The 16550-nt window shown below is 71.0% G+C and carries 15 protein-coding genes; 9 read left to right on the top strand and 6 right to left on the bottom strand.

Annotation, left to right across the window (positions count from 1 at the left end):
• Positions 1-23: 23 nt before the first annotated feature.
• The 6 genes from gyrB to dnaA form a co-directional block, all read right to left on the bottom strand.
• Entirely contained in the window at positions 24-2039 is a 2016-nt protein-coding gene (gene gyrB / locus AC07AL_RS23625; protein WP_363579881.1) for a DNA topoisomerase (ATP-hydrolyzing) subunit B, read from the bottom strand.
• A 268-nt stretch (positions 2040-2307) separates the two neighbouring features.
• Positions 2308-2847 (bottom strand): DciA family protein, encoded by a 540-nt coding sequence (locus AC07AL_RS23620; protein WP_363579880.1) that lies wholly within the window; start codon positions 2845-2847, stop codon positions 2308-2310.
• Between the two features lie 106 nt (positions 2848-2953).
• On the bottom strand, positions 2954-4087 hold the full coding sequence (gene recF / locus AC07AL_RS23615) for a DNA replication/repair protein RecF (RefSeq protein ID WP_363579879.1): 1134 nt from the start codon (positions 4085-4087) through the stop codon (positions 2954-2956).
• 37 nt (positions 4088-4124) lie between these two features.
• Positions 4125-5000, bottom strand: coding sequence for a phosphogluconate dehydrogenase (NAD(+)-dependent, decarboxylating) (gnd, locus tag AC07AL_RS23610; RefSeq protein WP_363628005.1), 876 nt, complete (start codon positions 4998-5000; stop codon positions 4125-4127).
• Between the two features lie 182 nt (positions 5001-5182).
• The gene (gene dnaN, locus AC07AL_RS23605) at positions 5183-6313 is read right to left on the bottom strand and encodes a DNA polymerase III subunit beta (protein WP_363579877.1); all 1131 of its coding nucleotides are present in this window, start codon (positions 6311-6313) and stop codon (positions 5183-5185) included.
• A gap of 962 nt (positions 6314-7275) precedes the next feature.
• On the bottom strand, positions 7276-9171 hold the full coding sequence (gene dnaA / locus AC07AL_RS23600) for a chromosomal replication initiator protein DnaA (RefSeq protein WP_400804303.1): 1896 nt from the start codon (positions 9169-9171) through the stop codon (positions 7276-7278).
• A gap of 471 nt (positions 9172-9642) precedes the next feature.
• Between dnaA and rpmH the strand changes: the two genes are divergently transcribed.
• From rpmH to AC07AL_RS23555, 9 genes are all read left to right on the top strand, one after another.
• Complete coding sequence (rpmH, locus tag AC07AL_RS23595; protein ID WP_030392420.1) at positions 9643-9780, top strand: 50S ribosomal protein L34; 138 nt, start codon at positions 9643-9645, stop codon at positions 9778-9780.
• 18 nt (positions 9781-9798) lie between these two features.
• Complete coding sequence (rnpA, locus tag AC07AL_RS23590) at positions 9799-10227, top strand: ribonuclease P protein component (RefSeq protein WP_350876735.1); 429 nt, start codon at positions 9799-9801, stop codon at positions 10225-10227.
• Entirely contained in the window at positions 10224-10595 is a 372-nt protein-coding gene (gene yidD, locus AC07AL_RS23585) for a membrane protein insertion efficiency factor YidD (RefSeq protein WP_063348465.1), read from the top strand. Before rnpA ends, yidD begins: the two co-directional genes overlap by 4 nt.
• Positions 10592-11755, top strand: coding sequence for a membrane protein insertase YidC (gene yidC, locus AC07AL_RS23580; RefSeq protein ID WP_363579875.1), 1164 nt, complete (start codon positions 10592-10594; stop codon positions 11753-11755). Before yidD ends, yidC begins: the two co-directional genes overlap by 4 nt.
• Positions 11756-11837: 82 nt before the next feature.
• Complete coding sequence (locus AC07AL_RS23575; protein WP_063348467.1) at positions 11838-12368, top strand: Jag family protein; 531 nt, start codon at positions 11838-11840, stop codon at positions 12366-12368.
• 178 nt (positions 12369-12546) lie between these two features.
• The gene (gene rsmG, locus AC07AL_RS23570; protein WP_363579873.1) at positions 12547-13386 is read left to right on the top strand and encodes a 16S rRNA (guanine(527)-N(7))-methyltransferase RsmG; all 840 of its coding nucleotides are present in this window, start codon (positions 12547-12549) and stop codon (positions 13384-13386) included.
• Positions 13387-13669: 283 nt separating this feature from the next.
• A complete protein-coding gene (locus AC07AL_RS23565) occupies positions 13670-14620 on the top strand; it encodes a ParA family protein (RefSeq protein ID WP_350876943.1) in 951 nt (316 codons plus the stop codon).
• Positions 14617-15675: a ParB/RepB/Spo0J family partition protein gene (locus AC07AL_RS23560; protein ID WP_363579872.1), complete on the top strand. Its 1059-nt coding sequence runs from the start codon at positions 14617-14619 to the stop codon at positions 15673-15675. Before AC07AL_RS23565 ends, AC07AL_RS23560 begins: the two co-directional genes overlap by 4 nt.
• Before the next feature lie 124 nt (positions 15676-15799).
• Entirely contained in the window at positions 15800-16417 is a 618-nt protein-coding gene (locus AC07AL_RS23555; RefSeq protein WP_350876727.1) for a GNAT family N-acetyltransferase, read from the top strand.
• Positions 16418-16550 lie beyond the last annotated feature (133 nt).

Below are 16550 nucleotides of genomic sequence, written 5' to 3'. Positions count from 1 at the left end.
GCTTCGCTGCCGGTCGGGCGGCGTCACACGTCCAGGAAGCGGACGTCCTTGGCGTTGCGCTGGATGAAGGAGCGGCGTGCCTCGACGTCCTCGCCCATCAGCACGGAGAACAGCTCGTCGGCGCGGGCGGCGTCCTCCAGGGTGACCTGGAGGAGCAGCCGGTGCTCGGCGTCCATGGTGGTGACCCGGAGCTCCTCGGCGTTCATCTCGCCGAGACCCTTGAAGCGCTGGATCGCGTCGTCCTTGGGGAGCCGGCGCCCGGCCTCGACCCCGGCCGCGATCAGCGCGTCGCGCTCGCGGTCGGAGTAGGCGTACTCGAAGTCGTCCTTGCCCCACTTGATCTTGTACAGCGGCGGCATGGCGAGGTAGACGTACCCGGACTCGACCAGCGGCCGCATGAAGCGGAACAGCAGGGTGAGCAGCAGGGTACGGATGTGCTGACCGTCGACGTCGGCGTCCGCCATCAGGACGATCTTGTGATAGCGGAGCTTGGACTCGTCGTAGTCCTCCTGGATGCCGCAGCCGAAGGCCGAGATGAGCGCCTGGACCTCGGTGTTCTGCAGCACCTTGTCGATCCGGGCCTTCTCGACGTTCAGGATCTTGCCGCGGATCGGCAGGATGGCCTGGGTGCGCGGGTCGCGGCCCTGCTTGGCCGAGCCGCCGGCGGAGTCACCCTCGACGATGAAGATCTCGCACTCGGCCGGGTCCTTGGACTGGCAGTCGGAGAGCTTGCCCGGCAGCGAGGCGGACTCCAGCAGGCCCTTGCGGCGGGTGAGGTCGCGGGCCTTGCGGGCGGCGACGCGCGCGGTGGCGGCCTGGATGGACTTGCGGATGATGTCCGAGGCCTCGTTGGGGTTGCGGTCCAACCAGTCGTTGAGGTGCTCGTGGACGACCTTCTGGACGAAGGTCTTCGCCTCGGTGTTGCCGAGCTTGTCCTTGGTCTGGCCCTCGAACTGCGGCTCGCCGAGCTTGACCGAGATGATCGCGGTCAGACCCTCGCGGATGTCCTCGCCGGAGAGGTTGTCGTCCTTCTCCCGGAGCAGCTTCTTGTCCCGCGCGTAGCGGTTGACCAGGCCGGTCAGCGCCGCGCGGAAGCCCTCCTCGTGGGTACCGCCGCCGTGCGTGTGGATGGTGTTGGCGAAGCTGTAGACCCCCTCGGTGTAGGAGGAGTTCCACTGCATCGCGATCTCCACCGAGATCGCCCTGTCCTTGTCCTCCGCCTCGAAGTCGATCACCGAGGGGTGGATCACCTCGCCCTTGCGGGAGTTGAGGTGGGCGACGAAGTCGGCGATGCCGCCGTCGTACTTGTACGTGACGGTGAGCGGCTTGCCCTCCTCGTCCACGTGCTCGGGGCGCTCGTCGGTGAGCGAGATGGAGAGGCCCTTGTTGAGGAAGGCCATCTCCTGGAAGCGCCGGGACAGCGTCTCGAAGGAGTAGACCGTGGTCTCGAAGATCTCCGGGTCGGCCCAGAAGGTGACGGTCGTGCCGGTCTGCTCGGAGCCCTCGTGCGTGGCCAGCGGAGCGGTCGGCGCACCGGCCTTGTAGTCCTGGGTGAAGCGCGAGCCGTCGCGGTGGATCTCCACCGACAGGCGGGTGGACAGCGCGTTCACGACCGAGACGCCGACACCGTGCAGACCGCCGGAGACGGCGTAGCCGCCGCCGCCGAACTTGCCGCCGGCGTGCAGGACGGTGAGCACGACCTCGACGGCCGGCTTCTCCTGGCCGGGGACGATGTCCACCGGGATGCCGCGGCCGTTGTCGACGCAGCGGATGGCGCCGTCGGCCATGATCGTGACGTCGATGGTGTCGGCGTACCCCGCCATCGCCTCGTCGACGGAGTTGTCCACCACTTCCTGCACCAGGTGGTGCAGGCCTCGCTCGCCGGTGGAGCCGATGTACATGCCGGGGCGCTTGCGGACGGCGTCGAGGCCTTCCAGCACCTGGATGTTGCTACCGGTGTAGGAAGCCTGGTCGGTCTGGTCTGGGATCTGGCTGGGGTTGCCGGAATCGGCCACGAAGCGCCCTCTCTGGCACAGCACGGGCCGCATTCCCGCCCCGTGTGGGCGGGCGTGCGACCACGGCGTTTCGACTCGGTTGCCACTAGCAACAGTGTTTGGCTCTCAGTCTACCGGTACGACTGACAGAGATGGGCGTTTGGCAGCCCTTGAAGGCAGATATGCCGCCCTGAATCCCCTCTGGACATGTCCCGATACTCGCCCCGGGGGCCCAGAGCGCCTGGAAGGGCTGTCAGGGATTCCGGAAGATCGCGGTCCGCTCCGCGCCCCCGGCGACGGGCCGGCAACCCGGTCAGCCCCAGGTGTCGCCCGGCCCCTTGCTCCCCGGAGCGCGCAGCCGGCCGTAGCCGCGGGCGGGCGCCGCCGGGCCGAGCACCTTGATGGTGCGGACCGTGCCGTGGCCCAGCTCGTGGTTCAGACGGGCTACCAACTGTCTTGCCAGCCACCGCAGTTGGGTGGCCCACGCGGTGGAGTCGCACTGCACGGTGAGCACCGCGGCGGTGTCGTCGTAGGAGGAGGGGTGGCAGTGCGCGGCGATGTCCGGACCGACGATCTGGGGCCAACGGCCCATCACCCCGCCGACCGCGGCCGAGGACTCCCAGCCCCGTTCGGTCAGCAGCCGGTTCAGCGCCGCCCCCAGCGGGACCGGGTCGCGGCCGTCCGACCGGGCTCCGCTGCGCAGGCCGTGCCGCTTCGCCTCGCGCTTCTCCCGGACCTGCTCGCCGCGCTGCCGCGCCTGGGCCCGGGCCGCCCGCAGCGCGGAGCGGGCGAGGTCGGCGCCGGTCGGCGCCGGGTCGCCCGGCCGGGGGGAGTGCTCCGCCGGCTCGCTCACGGCGATCTCCTTTCCCCAGCCTGTGGACAACGGTCGCGGACGCGCGCCGGTGAGCCGTCCAGCCTACGGGAGTGCCCGGACGGCGATTGCGAAGGTGCGGGGGGAGTCAGGCGTCGATCCGGCGGACGGCGCCGTCGGCGACCGCGAACCGGGCGCCGGCCAGCGTCTTCGGCACGTCCTCGGCGACCGCCGCGGTGACCAGCACCTGCTCGCCGCCGGCCACCAGTTCGGCCAGCCGGTCCCGGCGGGCCGCGTCCAGCTCGGCGAACACGTCGTCCAGGATCAGCACCGGCTCGCCGCCGTCGGCGCGCAGCAGCTCGTACGAGGCCAGCCGCAGCGCCAGCGCGAACGACCAGGACTCGCCGTGGCTCGCGTAGCCCTTGGCGGGCAGCGGGCCGAGGCTGAGCACCAGCTCGTCGCGGTGCGGGCCGACCAGGGTGATGCCCCGGTCCACCTCCTGCTTGCGGACCGCCTGCAACGCGTTCAGCAGCTGCTCCTCGGCCTGCTCGCGGCTGGTCGGCAGCCCGCCCTCGAAGGAGCTGCGGTACTCCAGGACGGTGTCGCCACCGCCCGGGGCCAGCTGCCCGTACGCGGCCGCCACCAACGGCTGGAGGGAAGCCACCAGCTGGATCCGGAAGGCCGTCAACTCGGCTCCGGCCCTTGCCAGATGGCCGTCCCAGACCTCCAGGGTGGAGAGGTCGGCGCCCTTGCCGCCACCGGCCCGGCGGGCCATCGCGGCGGTCTTCAGCAGGGCGTTGCGCTGCTTGAGGACCCTCTCGTAGTCCTGTCGGACCCCGGCCAGCCGGGGGGCCCGGGCGGTCAGCAGCTCGTCCAGGAAACGGCGGCGCTCACCCGGGTCGCCCTTGACCAGGCTGAGGTCCTCGGGCGCGAACAGGACGGTCCGCAGCAGGCCCAGCACGTCGCGCGGGCGGACGTTGTCGGAGCGGTTGATCCGGGCCCGGTTGGCCTTGCCCGGGGTCAGCTCCAGCTCGACCAGGGTGGTGCGGCCGCGGTCCACCACCGAGGTGCGGACCACCGCCCGCTCGGCGCCCAGCCGGATCAGTGGGGCGTCGGTGGCGACCCGGTGGCTGCCCAGCGTGGCGACGTAGCCGACCGCCTCGACCAGGTTGGTCTTGCCCTGGCCGTTGGGCCCGACGAAGGCCGTCACGCCCGGGTCGAGGGGAACCTCGACCCGGGCGTACGACCGGAAGTCGGCGAGCGACAGATGCGCGACGTGCATGGCTGTGGACTGCGCTCGCCTTCTGGGGAGGTGCGGGTTACTTGGACTCGACCGCGTGGCCGCCGAACTGGTTGCGCAGCGCGGCGATCATCTTCATCTGCGGCGAGTCGTCCTGGCGGGAGGCGAAGCGGGCGAACAGCGAGGCGGTGATCGCCGGCAGCGGCACCGCGTGGTCGATCGCGGCCTCGACGGTCCAGCGGCCCTCACCGGAGTCGGCGGCCCAGCCGCGCAGCTTCGCCAGGTGCTCGTCGTCGTCCAGCGCGCGGACGGCCAGGTCCAGCAGCCAGGAGCGGATGACGGTGCCCTCCTGCCAGCTGCGGAAGACCTCGCGCACGTCGGTGACCTCGGGGGCGGCCTCCAGGAGCTCCCAGCCCTCGGCGAACGCCTGCATCATCGCGTACTCGATGCCGTTGTGGACCATCTTGGCGAAGTGGCCGGCGCCCACGGCACCCGCGTGCACCGAGCCGAAGTCGCCCTCGGGCTTGAGCGAGTCGAACACCGGCTGGACGCGGGCCACGTGCTCGGCGTCGCCGCCGTACATCAGGGCGTAGCCGTTCTCCAGGCCCCAGACGCCGCCGGAGACGCCGCAGTCGACGAAGCCGATGTCCTTGGCGGCCAGCGCCTCGGCGTGCTTGATGTCGTCGGTCCAGCGGGAGTTGCCGCCGTCGACCACCACGTCGCCGGGGGAGAGCAGCTCGGCGAGCTCGTCGACGGTCGCCTGGGTGGCGGCGCCGGCCGGGACCATCACCCAGATCACCCGCGGGCCCTGCAGCTTGGAGACGAGCTCCTGGAGGCTCTCGACGTCGGAGATGTCCGGGTTGCGGTCGTAGCCGATGACGGTGTGGCCGGCGCGGCGGATCCGCTCGCGCATGTTGCCGCCCATCTTGCCGAGACCGATGAGGCCGAGCTCCATGACCAAGTCCTTACCTGTGGTGACGTGCCTGCCGGCGGCGCCGTTGCCGCACGCCCCGAGCCTACGCGCTGCGGCGGTGGCGGCTCCCTGTGGTCGGGCCGACCGGGGGAGGACGACCACAGGCTGTGCACAGCCGGTGTGCACAGCCTGTGGGTGACGGCCTGCGGGCAGCGGCCGCGAGGTCAGCCGGAGAGGCGGACCGGCATGATCAGGTACTGGTACGCCTTGTCCTCCTCGGCGTCCACCGAGGCCTTGCCGCTGAGCAGCGCGGGCTTGGTCGGCGTGGTGAAGCTCAGCTGGGCGTAGGCGGAGTCGATGGCCTTGAGGCCCTCCTCCAGGTAGCCCGGGTTGAAGGCGATCGAGATGTCGTCGCCCTCCAGGTCGGCGTCGATCCGCTCGGTGGCCTGGGCGTCGTCGCCCGAGCCCGCCTCCAGGGTCAGCACGCCCTGCTCGAAGCTGAGCCGGACCGGGGTGTTGCGCTCGGCGACCAGCGAGACGCGCTTGAGCGCCTCCAGGAAGGGCTGGGTCTGGATCGCGGCGACGGCGCTGAACTCCGTCGGGAACAGGCTGCGGAACTTGGGGAACTCGCCCTCCAGCAGCCGCGTGGTCGTCCGGCGGCCGGCGCCCTCGAAGCCGATCAGGCCCTCGCCCGCGCCGCCCGAGGAGAGCGCGATCGAGACGTTGTCGCCGCTGCCCAGGGACTTGGCGATGTCCTGCAGCGTCTTGGCGGGCACCAGGGCGACGGCCGAGATGTCCGACTGCTCGGGCTTCCACAGCAGGTCGCGGACCGCGAAGCGGTAGCGGTCGGTGGCGGCCAGGGTGATCCGGTCGCCCTCGATCTCGACCCGGACACCGGTGAGCACCGGGAGGGTGTCGTCGCGGCCGGCGGCCACCGCGGCCTGGCTGACCGCGGAGGCGAACACGTCGCCCGAGACGGTGCCCGTGGCGGTCGGCATCTGGGGCAGCGCCGGGTACTCGTCCACCGGGAGGGTGGGGAGGGTGAATCGGGAACTGCCGCAGACCACGCTGACCCGCTGGCCGTCGGTGGAGATCTCCACCGGCCGGTTCGGCAGGTTGCGCGAGATGTCGTTCAGCAGCCGACCGGAGACCAGGACGGTGCCGGCCTCCTCGATGTCGGCTTCCAGCTCGACCCGGGCCGAGACCTCGTAGTCGAAGCCGGACAGCGCCAGGCTGCCGTCCTGTGCCGTCAGCAGCAGGCCGGCCAGCACCGGCACCGGCGGCCGTGCCGGGAGGCTGCGGGCAGCCCAGGCCACCGCCTCCGCGAGGACGTCACGCTCCACCCGGAACTTCACCGGTAACCGCCTCCTGGATCGAGCGCTCCCGCTCGCACTCTGGTTCGTCTGATCATGATCGTCGGTCGGGCTGTCCACCGAGCTGTGCCACTCCGCTTCCAGTCGCCGAGGACAGTCTGACGTACTCCGCCGACAGACGGGGCAGACGGGCGGAAGCAAGCCGAACAGATGTCGGGGCGCGGTTGTCCACAGATTCGGGGCCCACCCACTTTCAAGCGAGTCGATGGGTCTAAATGTGTAGTGGTAGTAGTAGGGCCTGTGGAAACCGTGGATAACCCCGTTTCCCCAGGTCAGACCCACTTTTTTGTCCACAGCGGGTGTGGACGGCGGCTGTGGACGAACACGCGGTGCTGTGGACAGCGGAGCGTTACCCACAGGGCACGCTGGGTATCCACAGGTTATCCCCAGGGCTGTCCCCAGATCCGGGCCCGGTTATCCACGGGTGTCGGTCAACTTTACGTGACGCCTTTCACACCAGGGCATGAACGCCGCCCCACGCTTGTCGAACTGTGGATCATGCTGTGGACAACCTGGGGATAACCGCCCCTCCCCTGGGGACAACCGGTGGACAACCCGGATGGCCCATTGGCGGCCCGTCAATTGTCCACACCCTGTGGATAACGGTTGTGCACAAATCCACAGGCACCTGACCTGCGCGGAAGAGCGTAGCGGCGACACGCCTGTGGACGAATTCTGGATAACTTCGGACGCCCCGGCCTGTGGACTACGGGGAAGGTGCCCGCCCTGTGGACAACTGCCCTGCGCGGCCCCGGTTTTCGAATCACCGGTCAGATGTTCGGCGCGGGCTGTGGACTGGCGCAACGTCCGTCGACGGCATCTCTGCCCAGCCGGCGCCCGAGGCACACCTGCGGACATGAGAAAAGGGCGTCAGGATCGCTCCTGACGCCCTTTCCGGCCACCTCGGCGCCGGATCCGGCCCCGGCCCGCCACCGGCCCTGCGGCTAGCTCTTGATGCGGTTGGTCAGCTCGGTGACCTGGTTGTAGATCGACCGGCGCTCGGCCATCAGCGAGCGGATCTTGCGGTCCGCGTGCATCACCGTGGTGTGGTCGCGGCCGCCGAACTGCGCGCCGATCTTCGGCAGCGAGAGGTCGGTCAGCTCCCGGCAGAGGTACATGGCGATCTGACGGGCCGTCACCAGGACGCGGCTGCGCGAGGATCCGCAGAGGTCGTCCACACCCAGCCCGAAGTACGCGGCGGTCTGCTGCATGATGACCTGCGCGGTGATCTCCGGCCCGGCGTCCTCGTCCCCGCCCGGGATCAGGTCCTTGAGGACGATCCCGGCCAACTCCAGGTCCACCGGCGCCCGGTTGAGGTTGGCGAAGGCGGTGACCCGGATCAGGGCGCCCTCCAACTCCCGGATGTTGCGGGTGATCCGGGACGCGATGAACTCCAACACGTCGGCCGGGGCGTTGAGTTGCTCCTGGATCGCCTTCTTGCGCAGGATCGCGATCCGGGTCTCCAGCTCCGGCGGGGTGACGTCGGTGATCAGGCCCCACTCGAAGCGGTTGCGCAGCCGGTCCTCCAGCGTGGTCAGCAGCTTGGGCGGCCGGTCCGAGGAGAGCACGATCTGCTTGTTCGCGTTGTGCAGGGTGTTGAAGGTGTGGAAGAACTCCTCCTGCGTGGACTCCTTGCTCGCGAGGAACTGGATGTCGTCCACGAGCAGGATGTCCATGTCCCGGTAGCGCCGGCGGAAGGTGTCCGCCTTGCCGTCCCGGATCGAGTTGATGAACTCGTTGGTGAACTCCTCCGAGGACACGTAGCGCACCCGGGTGCCCGGGAAGAGGCTGCGCGAGTAGTGCCCGATGGCGTGCAGCAGGTGGGTCTTGCCCAGCCCGGACTCGCCGTAGATGAAGAGCGGGTTGTACGCCTTGGCCGGGGCCTCGGCGACCGCCACCGCCGCCGCGTGCGCGAAGCGGTTGCTGGCGCCGATGACGAAGGTGTCGAAGAGGTACTTGGGGTTCAGCCGGGCGGCCGGCTCGTCCTTGCGGGAGCCGCCGGCCGGCGGGGCGCCGGGCGGGGCGGGCACGCCGGGGACGGCCGGGCGTTCGGTGGCGCGCTCCGGCGCGTTCTTGTCCGCGGGACGGCCGCCGGCCGGGCGTGAGCCGGGGGCGCGGCGGCCGGCGCCGGCGCGGGGCTGCTCGTTCGGGCCGGGGCCGTAGGCGCCGCCGAACAGGTCGCCCTGGGTGGTCGCGGGCGGGCCGGGCATCGGGCGCGGCGCCGGCCGGGACGGCTCGTCGGCCTCGCGGTAGCCGGGGGGCTGCTCCTGGTAGCCGCCGCCCTGCTCGGGGTAGCCGCCCTGTTCCTGGTACCCGTTCTGGTCGGGGTAGCCGCCGCCCTGCTCCGGGTAGCCACCCTGCTCGGGGTAGCCGGGCCAGGCCGGGCCGGCCGCCGGGCCGCCGTACGGCGCGGGGCGCTGCTCGTAGCCGCCGGTGTCGTAGCGGGGCCGGTCGTAGTCCTGCTCGTACGGCTGCTGGTAGTCCTGGCCGCCGTAGCCGCCGGCATCCTCCCCGGTCGGGCCGGGGTACGGCTCGGCCGGGGCCTGGGCGGCGGGTGCGGGGGTGGTCGGGACGGCGTTGGCGTCGACCATCACGGCGATCCGCACCGGGCGGCTGAGCTCGCGGCTGAGGGCCTCGGTGAGCTGCGGCAGCAGCCGGCCCTCCAGCACCTGCTTGGCCCGCTCGTTGGGGGTCGCCAGCAGGGCGGTGTCGTGCATCATCCACATCGGCTGGGTGCGCTGCACCCACTGCTTGTCCATCTCCCCGACGTCCGGGTCGCTGACCAGCCGCTCGACGACTCTCGCCCAGACCGGGACGAGGTCGCTGTTGACATCAGCCACTGGTGCACGCTTTCTCGGTTCCCCGCGGCTCCAGCAGGGGGTGGTGGATCAGGAGACTGTGGATCGGCGGGTCCGTCTCCGGCGGACCGACCCCACGAGGAAGAACACGAAGAACAAACCAGACAAGTCCTGCAACGGTAGTCAGCGAACAGGGCCGGATCAAGTCGTTGTCCACAGGCTGTGGGCGAAGGGGACTCCGGGCACCCTCTGGGGGGCCGCTCGAAAAAGCTGGTTTGACCCTCGTGCCCCGTCCCGCGTACCGTAACCAGGTCGAGTTGTCGATGGCCGCTGCCGCATGTCCGCGGGTCCACCCGCTCCATAAGGCGCGCAGCACGGGCGCCGTGGATTGCCCTGAACCCCAGCCGAACTGGGGCGATGGGTCGGATTTCCGAATCAGGGGAGATCACGCGGACGCACGGTGACGGCCAAGCGATCCCCCGTCATCCTACGATTCACCTCAGGAGCCCCCGAGTGAGCAAGCGCACCTTCCAGCCGAACAACCGTCGTCGCGCGAAGACCCACGGCTTCCGGCTGCGTATGCGTACCCGCGCCGGCCGCGCCATCCTGGCTGCCCGCCGTGGCAAGGGCCGCACCAGCCTGTCCGCCTGATCCACGACAGAGTCTGTTGTGCTGCCCTCCGAGAATCGGCTGCGGCGGCGCCAGGACTTCGCGACCGCGGTGAAACGCGGTCGCCGGGCCGGCCGGCCCCTTCTGGTCGTCCATCTCAGCAGAGAAGGCGACCCCAAGGGGCAGACCGACCGGACCAGCGACTCCCGCCCGCACGTCGCCGAGGGGACTCCTTCGGCGCGTGCGGGTTTCGTCGTGAGCAAGGCCGTCGGCCCGGCGGTCGTTCGCAACCTGGTCAAGCGCCGGTTGCGGCACCTCGTTCGTGATCGTCTGTCCAGGCTGCCCGCCGGTAGCCTGATAGTGGTGCGTGCGCTGCCCCAGGCCGCGACCGCCTCGTACCAGGACCTCGAACGTGACCTGGACGCGGCGCTGAAACGGTTGCTGAAGGTGGAGTCCGCCACGACGGCGCCGACGGGAGCAGGACGATGAAGTTCCTGCTGATGGGTCTGATCAGGGTCTACCAGTGGACCATCAGCCCACTGCTCGGTCCGGTCTGCCGCTACTACCCCTCCTGCTCGCACTACGGCTACGAGGCCGTGAAGGTGCACGGGGCGGTCAAGGGCGGCGGACTGACCGTGTGGCGCATCCTGCGCTGCAATCCGTGGACGCCCGGCGGGGTCGATCACGTTCCGCCGCGTAAGCATCCGGTGTGGCACCGGCGGCTGCGAGACTGGCTGAGCAGCCGGTCCGCCACCGGACAGCCGGTGACCACGACCCCCGCCGGTCCGGACCCCGAGGGCCCGGCGACCATTGGCCCCGAGGGGCCAATCCACATGTCCAAGGAGCCTGACCGGTGACCTTCTCCTTCCTGAATCCCCTGTACACAGCGGTGTCCTGGATCATCGTCCAGTTCCACTCGCTGTACAGCAACATCTTCGACCCGGACGGTGGCTGGGCCTGGGGTCTGGCCATCGCCTCGATGGTGGTCGTCATCCGGATCTGCCTGATCCCGCTCTTCGTGAAGCAGATCAAGGCGACCCGGGCCATGCAGGCGATCCAGCCGAAGATGAAGGCCATCCAGGAGCGCTACAAGAACGACAAGCAGCGCCAGTCCGAAGAGATGATGAAGCTGTACAAGGAGGCGGGTACCAACCCGTTCTCCAGCTGCCTTCCCATCATCGTGCAGGCGCCGTTCTTCACCGCCCTCTACGGCGTGCTCGCCAAGGTCGCCAAGAGCGAGCCGATCGGCGTCATCCACGGCGACCTGCTGCTGAGCGCCGGCAAGGCGCACATCTTCGGTGCCCCGCTCTCCGCGACCTTCGTCAGCAGCCACGAGACCAGCGTCAAGATCGTCACCGCGGTGATGATCATCATGATGTCGCTGTCGCAGTTCATCACCCAGCGCCAGCTGATGACCAAGAACGTCGACCTCACGGTCAAGACGCCGTTCATGCAGCAGCAGAAGATGCTGATGTACGTCTTCCCGGTGATGTTCGCCGTGATGGGCATCAACTTCCCCGTCGGTGTCCTGGTCTACTGGCTGACCACCAACGTCTGGTCGATGGGCCAGCAGCTGATCGTCATCCACAACAACCCGACCCCGGGCAGCAAGGCGTGGGACGAGCGGCAGGTCCGCCTGAAGAAGGCCGGCCGGCTGAACCCGGACGGTTCGGAGATCAAGGGCGCGCTCTGGGGCCTGCTGCCCCCGTCCAAGTCGACCCTCGACGCCGCCTCGGCGGCGGCCGCCGTGGTCGAGGAGTCGGCGCAGGCGCGCCGCCAGCAGCCCCGCAAGCAGACCAAGGCGCAGCGCCAGCAGAGCGGTGCCGGTCAGCAGACCGCCGACCTGACCAAGGACACCGAGGCCCCGGCCGAGGAGCCCGCCGACACCGTCCCGGCCGACTCCGGTGCCAAGCCGGCGGCCGCCCAGCAGGGCCCGGCCAAGCCCGGCGCGGCCAAGCCGGGCACCGCTCGGCAGCAGCCCAAGCGTGGCGGCCAGCGGCCGAAGAAGAAGTCCTGACCGGCCCTGGACCCGTTGTGACAGCGCGCAGAGCTTCGTTCCCGGCCCACCAATCTGGGCCCATCTCCGAAGGAGTCCATCAGTGACGGAAGGCACCACCTCCGCCGTCGAGGCCGAGGCCGCCGCCAGCACCGACGAGAACGTCATCGCCCGACTGGAGCAGGAGGGCGACATCGCGGCGGACTACCTGGAGGGTCTGCTCGACATCGCCGACCTCGACGGTGACATCGACATGGACGTCGAGGGCGACCGCGCCCTGGTCTCCATCGTCGGTGAGGGCAACGACCGCGCGCTGCAGCGCCTGGTCGGCCAGGACGGCGAGGTGCTGGAGGCGCTGCAGGAGCTGACCCGGTTGGCTGTCCACCGGGAGACCGGGGAGCGCAGCCGCCTCATGCTGGACATTGCCGGCTTCCGGGCCCGCAAGCGCTCCGAGCTGGCCGCGCTCGGTGCCGAGGCCGCCGAGCAGGCGAAGAGCAGCGGCGAGCAGGTCAAGCTGCGGCCGATGACGCCCTTCGAGCGCAAGGTCGTCCACGACGCGGTCGCGGCCGCCGGTCTGCGCAGCGAGTCGGAGGGCGAGGAGCCCGAGCGGTGCGTGGTCGTGCTGCCGGTCTGAGGCCGGCGGTACGACGACCGGCCGCCGAGGCGGACGGTGGGCTTCACCGGACGCGACCCCGTCCGCCTCGTGCGGGCGGGGTCGTCGTCCCTTCGCGGGGCGTGGGCCCGGCGCGAGATGTTTCACGTGAAACTGTGCGGAGAGCGGGTCGGTGGATCCGGGGATCGGAGAGGTCGAGATGGACACGGAGAACGCGGCCGCTGGCCGGCCGGGGGCGGACGACGTGAATCCGGCCGCTGCGGGGCCGGCCGCCGAGGCGGTCGAGGCGACCGAGGTGCCCGAGCTGGCCGAGGCTCCGGCCGTCGCCCGGGAGGTCTTCGGTGATCGTTTCGACGCCGCGGTCCGCTACACCGAGCTGCTGGCCACCGCGGGCGTGCGGCGCGGGCTGATCGGGCCGCGCGAGGTGCCCCGGCTCTGGGACCGGCACGTCCTCAACTGCGCGGTGCTCGCGGAGCTGCTGCCGGCCGGCTCCACCCTGTGCGACGTCGGCTCCGGTGCCGGCCTGCCGGGCATCCCGGTGGCGCTGGCCCGTCCGGACGTCTCGGTGACGCTGCTGGAGCCGCTGCTGCGGCGGACCACCTTCCTGGAGGAGGTCGTCCGGGAGCTGGGGCTGGAGAACGTCACGGTGCTGCGCGGCCGCGCCGAGGAGATGGTCGGCAAGCTCGCGGTGGACGTGGTGACCGCTCGGGCGGTGGCGCCGCTGGACCGGCTGGCCGGCTGGGGGATGCCGCTGCTCCGTCCGCACGGGCAGATGCTGGCGCTCAAGGGCGACAGCGCCGAGCAGGAGCTGGCCGACTCGCGGGCCGGGCTGACCAAGCTGGGTGCGGTCGAGTGGAGCGTGATCTCGGTCGGCGAGGGCACCCTGGAGACCTCGACCCGGGTGGTCCAGGTCAAGGCGGGGGAGAGCCCCGGCGGGGTGAAGGCCGCGACCCGGCGGGCGAAGGCGGCCCGGGCCGGACGGAACGCGGGCGCCCGGACCGGCGAGCGCAGCCGGGGCGGGCGGCGCCGCAGCCGCTGAGGCGGGTGACGCCGGACACGCTCGACGACGGGCGGGTGGTTCCTCCTGAGGGGGGAGCCGCCCGCCCGTCGGCGTTCCGGTGGCCGTCGGGGTGACGGCCGGTCGACGGGAGGACACCGGTGTGTCGCAACGTCAGATTTCCGACATAGCGGGCATGGTGTTTCACGTGAAACGTCGCTCCTTGCTCTCGGGAATCCTCGGCCGCAGCCGGGCGGCGACTGTTGCCGCTCCGGTTTCACGTGAAACACTGACCCTCATGCAGGACTCGGAGACCATCGACCAGATCGATGACACGCCCATCGCGAGGGCTGCCCAGGCTGCGGTTCAGGCGATCGGCCGAGCGGGTGAGGGTCTTCCCCGCCCCGGCGCCACCCGGGTGATCGTGGTCGCCAACCAGAAGGGCGGGGTCGGCAAGACCACCACCACCGTCAACCTGGCCGCCTCGCTCGCCATGCACGGACTGCGCGTCCTGGTCGTCGACCTCGACCCGCAGGGCAACGCCTCCACCGCCCTCGGCATCGACCACCACGCCGAGGTGCCCTCCGTCTACGACGTCCTGGTCGAGGGCAAGCCGCTCGCCGACGTGGTGCAGCCGGTGGTGGACGTCGAGGGGCTGTTCTGCGTCCCCGCGACCATCGACCTGGCCGGCGCCGAGATCGAGCTGGTGTCGCTGGTGGCCCGGGAGAGCCGGCTCCAGCGCGCCATCGCCGCCTACGAGCAGCCGCTGGACTACGTCCTGATCGACTGTCCGCCCTCGCTGGGCCTGCTGACGGTCAACGCCCTGGTGGCCGGGCGGGAGGTGCTGATCCCGATCCAGTGCGAGTACTACGCGCTGGAGGGCCTGGGCCAGCTCCTGCGCAACGTCGAACTGGTGCGCGCGCACCTCAACCCCGCGCTGCACGTCTCGACCATCCTGCTCACCATGTACGACGCCCGGACCAGGCTGGCCGCCCAGGTCGCCGAGGAGGTCCGGACGCACTTCCCGCAGGAGGTGCTGAGCACCGCGATCCCGCGCTCGGTGCGCATCTCGGAGGCGCCCAGCTACGGTCAGACGGTCCTCACCTACGACCCGGGCTCGACCGGGGCGCTCTCCTACCTGGAGGCCGCCCGCGAGCTCGGGCTGCGCGCGGCGGGGACGGGCGGCGGCCCGCTCCTGGGGCAGCAGCGGCACGGCAGCGGTACGGGGCACGGAGCCCCGGTGGCACAGCACGGTACGACGGAGGGTCATCGGTGAGCGGTCGCAGGGGTTTGGGACGAGGGCTGGAGGCGCTGATCCGCCCCGCCGTGCCGGTGGACGGCGGGGCCGCGCCCGCACCGGCCCCGGTGGGGGCGACCGGCGCGACGTCCCCGACCTCGGTACCGACGCTGCCGACCGGCCGCGGCACGGTGGCGGCCCGGGCGGCCGCGGAGAAGCGGGCCGAGCAGGCGCAGCCGGCGCCGGCGGCCGGTGCCTTCTTCGCGGAGCTGCCGCTGGACGCGATCACGTCCAACCCGCGTCAGCCGCGTGAGGTCTTCGACGACGACAAGCTGGCCGAGCTGGTCGTCTCGATCAAGGAGGTCGGTCTGCTCCAGCCGATCGTGGTGCGCCAGGTCGCGCCCGATCGCTTCGAGCTGATCATGGGCGAGCGCCGCTGGCGCGCCTCCAAGGAGGCCGGGCTGAAGCAGATTCCGGCGATCGTCCGCGCCACCGAGGACGACAAGCTGCTGCTGGACGCCCTGCTGGAGAACTTGCACCGGGCCGAGCTGAACCCGTTGGAGGAGGCGGCCGCCTACGACCAGTTGCTGCGGGACTTCTCCTGCACCCACGACGAGCTGGCCGACCGGATCGGCCGCTCGCGTTCGCACGTCTCCAACACGCTGCGGCTGCTGAAGCTCTCGCCCACCGTGCAGAGCCGGGTCGCCGCCGGAGTGCTGACCGCCGGCCACGCCCGGGCGCTGCTCGGGGTGCCGGACGACGAGCGGCGGGAGCTGTTGGCCAAGCGGATCGTCGCGGAGGGCCTCTCGGTGCGGACCACCGAGGAGATCGTCGCGCTGATGGCCGAGGAGGAGGACCGGAAGCCGAAGCGCCAGGCGCCGAAGGCGGGCAAGCTGATCTCCCCGGCCTTCAACGATCTGGCGAGCCGGCTGTCGGACCGCTTCGACACCCGGGTCAAGGTTGAGGTGTCGCAGCGCGGCGGCAAGCTGGGCAAGGGCAAGGTGGTGCTGGAGTTCGGTTCGGTGGAGGACCTGAACCGGATCCTGGACAGCCTGGCCCCGGGCGAGGACGGTCTGCGGCTGTCGCAGGGCTGAGCCGGGCCGGGGACGACACCCGATGGGTGCATGTTCCGCGTGAGCACTGTTTCACGTGAAACATGCACCCGTCGGCGTCTGTGGGGGCATGCTCGACCGTGAAGTGGAGGAGGAGGTGCGGGGCATGGGACGCCGGATCGCTCCGCTGACCCTGGACAACCTCGCCGATCTGCCGACGACCTGCCGCTCCTGCGTGTTCTGGGAGCTGGACCCGGTCAGCGGGAAGGCGGCGGTGGAGTCCGGGAAGCCGGAGCTGGAGAAGGAGGGGTGGATCTCCGCGGTGCTGCTGGAGTGGGGGTCCTGCGGTCGGATCGTCTACGTGGACGACCAGCCGGCCGGCTTCGTGCTGTACGCGCCGCCCGCCTACGTCCCCCGGTCGCAGTCCTTCCCGACCAGTCCGGTCTCGCCGGACGCCGTCCAGCTGATGGTCAGCCGGGTGGTTCCGGGCTACCAGCGGCAGGGGCTCGGCCGGGTGCTGGTGCAGACCGTGGCCAAGGACCTGCTCGGGCGCGGGGTGCGGGCGATCGAGGCCTTCGGCTCGGCCGGTCCCGAGCCGGTCAGCTGCGTGCTGCCGGCCGACCACCTGCTCGCGGTCGGCTTCAAGACCGTCCGCTCGCATCACCGTTACCCGCGACTGCGGCTGGAGGCGCGCACCACGCTGTCCTGGCGGGGCGATGTGGAGGTGGCGCTGGAGCGGCTGCTCGGCGGGGCGCGCAAGGAGCCGGCGCTGCGGCCGTTCTGAGGCGGGTGGAAACGACGGCGGGGGGGGGGGGGGGGGGGGGGGGGGGGGGGGGGGGGGGGGGGGGGGGGGGGGGGGGGGAGGGGGGGGAGGGGAGGGGGGGGGGGGTGGGGTGTTTCCACGGGGGGGGCGTTGT

The organism is Kitasatospora sp. NPDC043949, assembly GCF_056435365.1.
This window is presented reverse-complemented; position numbering and strand designations above follow the sequence as displayed.

What these genes read in the sequence shown, in the direction of transcription:
- recF (WP_363579879.1), bottom strand. Translation starts at nt 4,087, where the DNA reads ATGCACGTCGCGCATCTGTCGCTCGCCGACTTCCGGTCGTACGCCCGG.
- gnd (WP_363628005.1), bottom strand. Translation starts at nt 5,000, where the DNA reads ATGGAGCTCGGCCTCATCGGTCTCGGCAAGATGGGCGGCAACATGCGC.
- yidD (WP_063348465.1), top strand. Translation starts at nt 10,224, where the DNA reads ATGAAGTTCCTGCTGATGGGTCTGATCAGGGTCTACCAGTGGACCATC.
- rsmG (WP_363579873.1), top strand. Translation starts at nt 12,547, where the DNA reads ATGGACACGGAGAACGCGGCCGCTGGCCGGCCGGGGGCGGACGACGTG.
- AC07AL_RS23555 (WP_350876727.1), top strand. Translation starts at nt 15,800, where the DNA reads ATGGGACGCCGGATCGCTCCGCTGACCCTGGACAACCTCGCCGATCTG.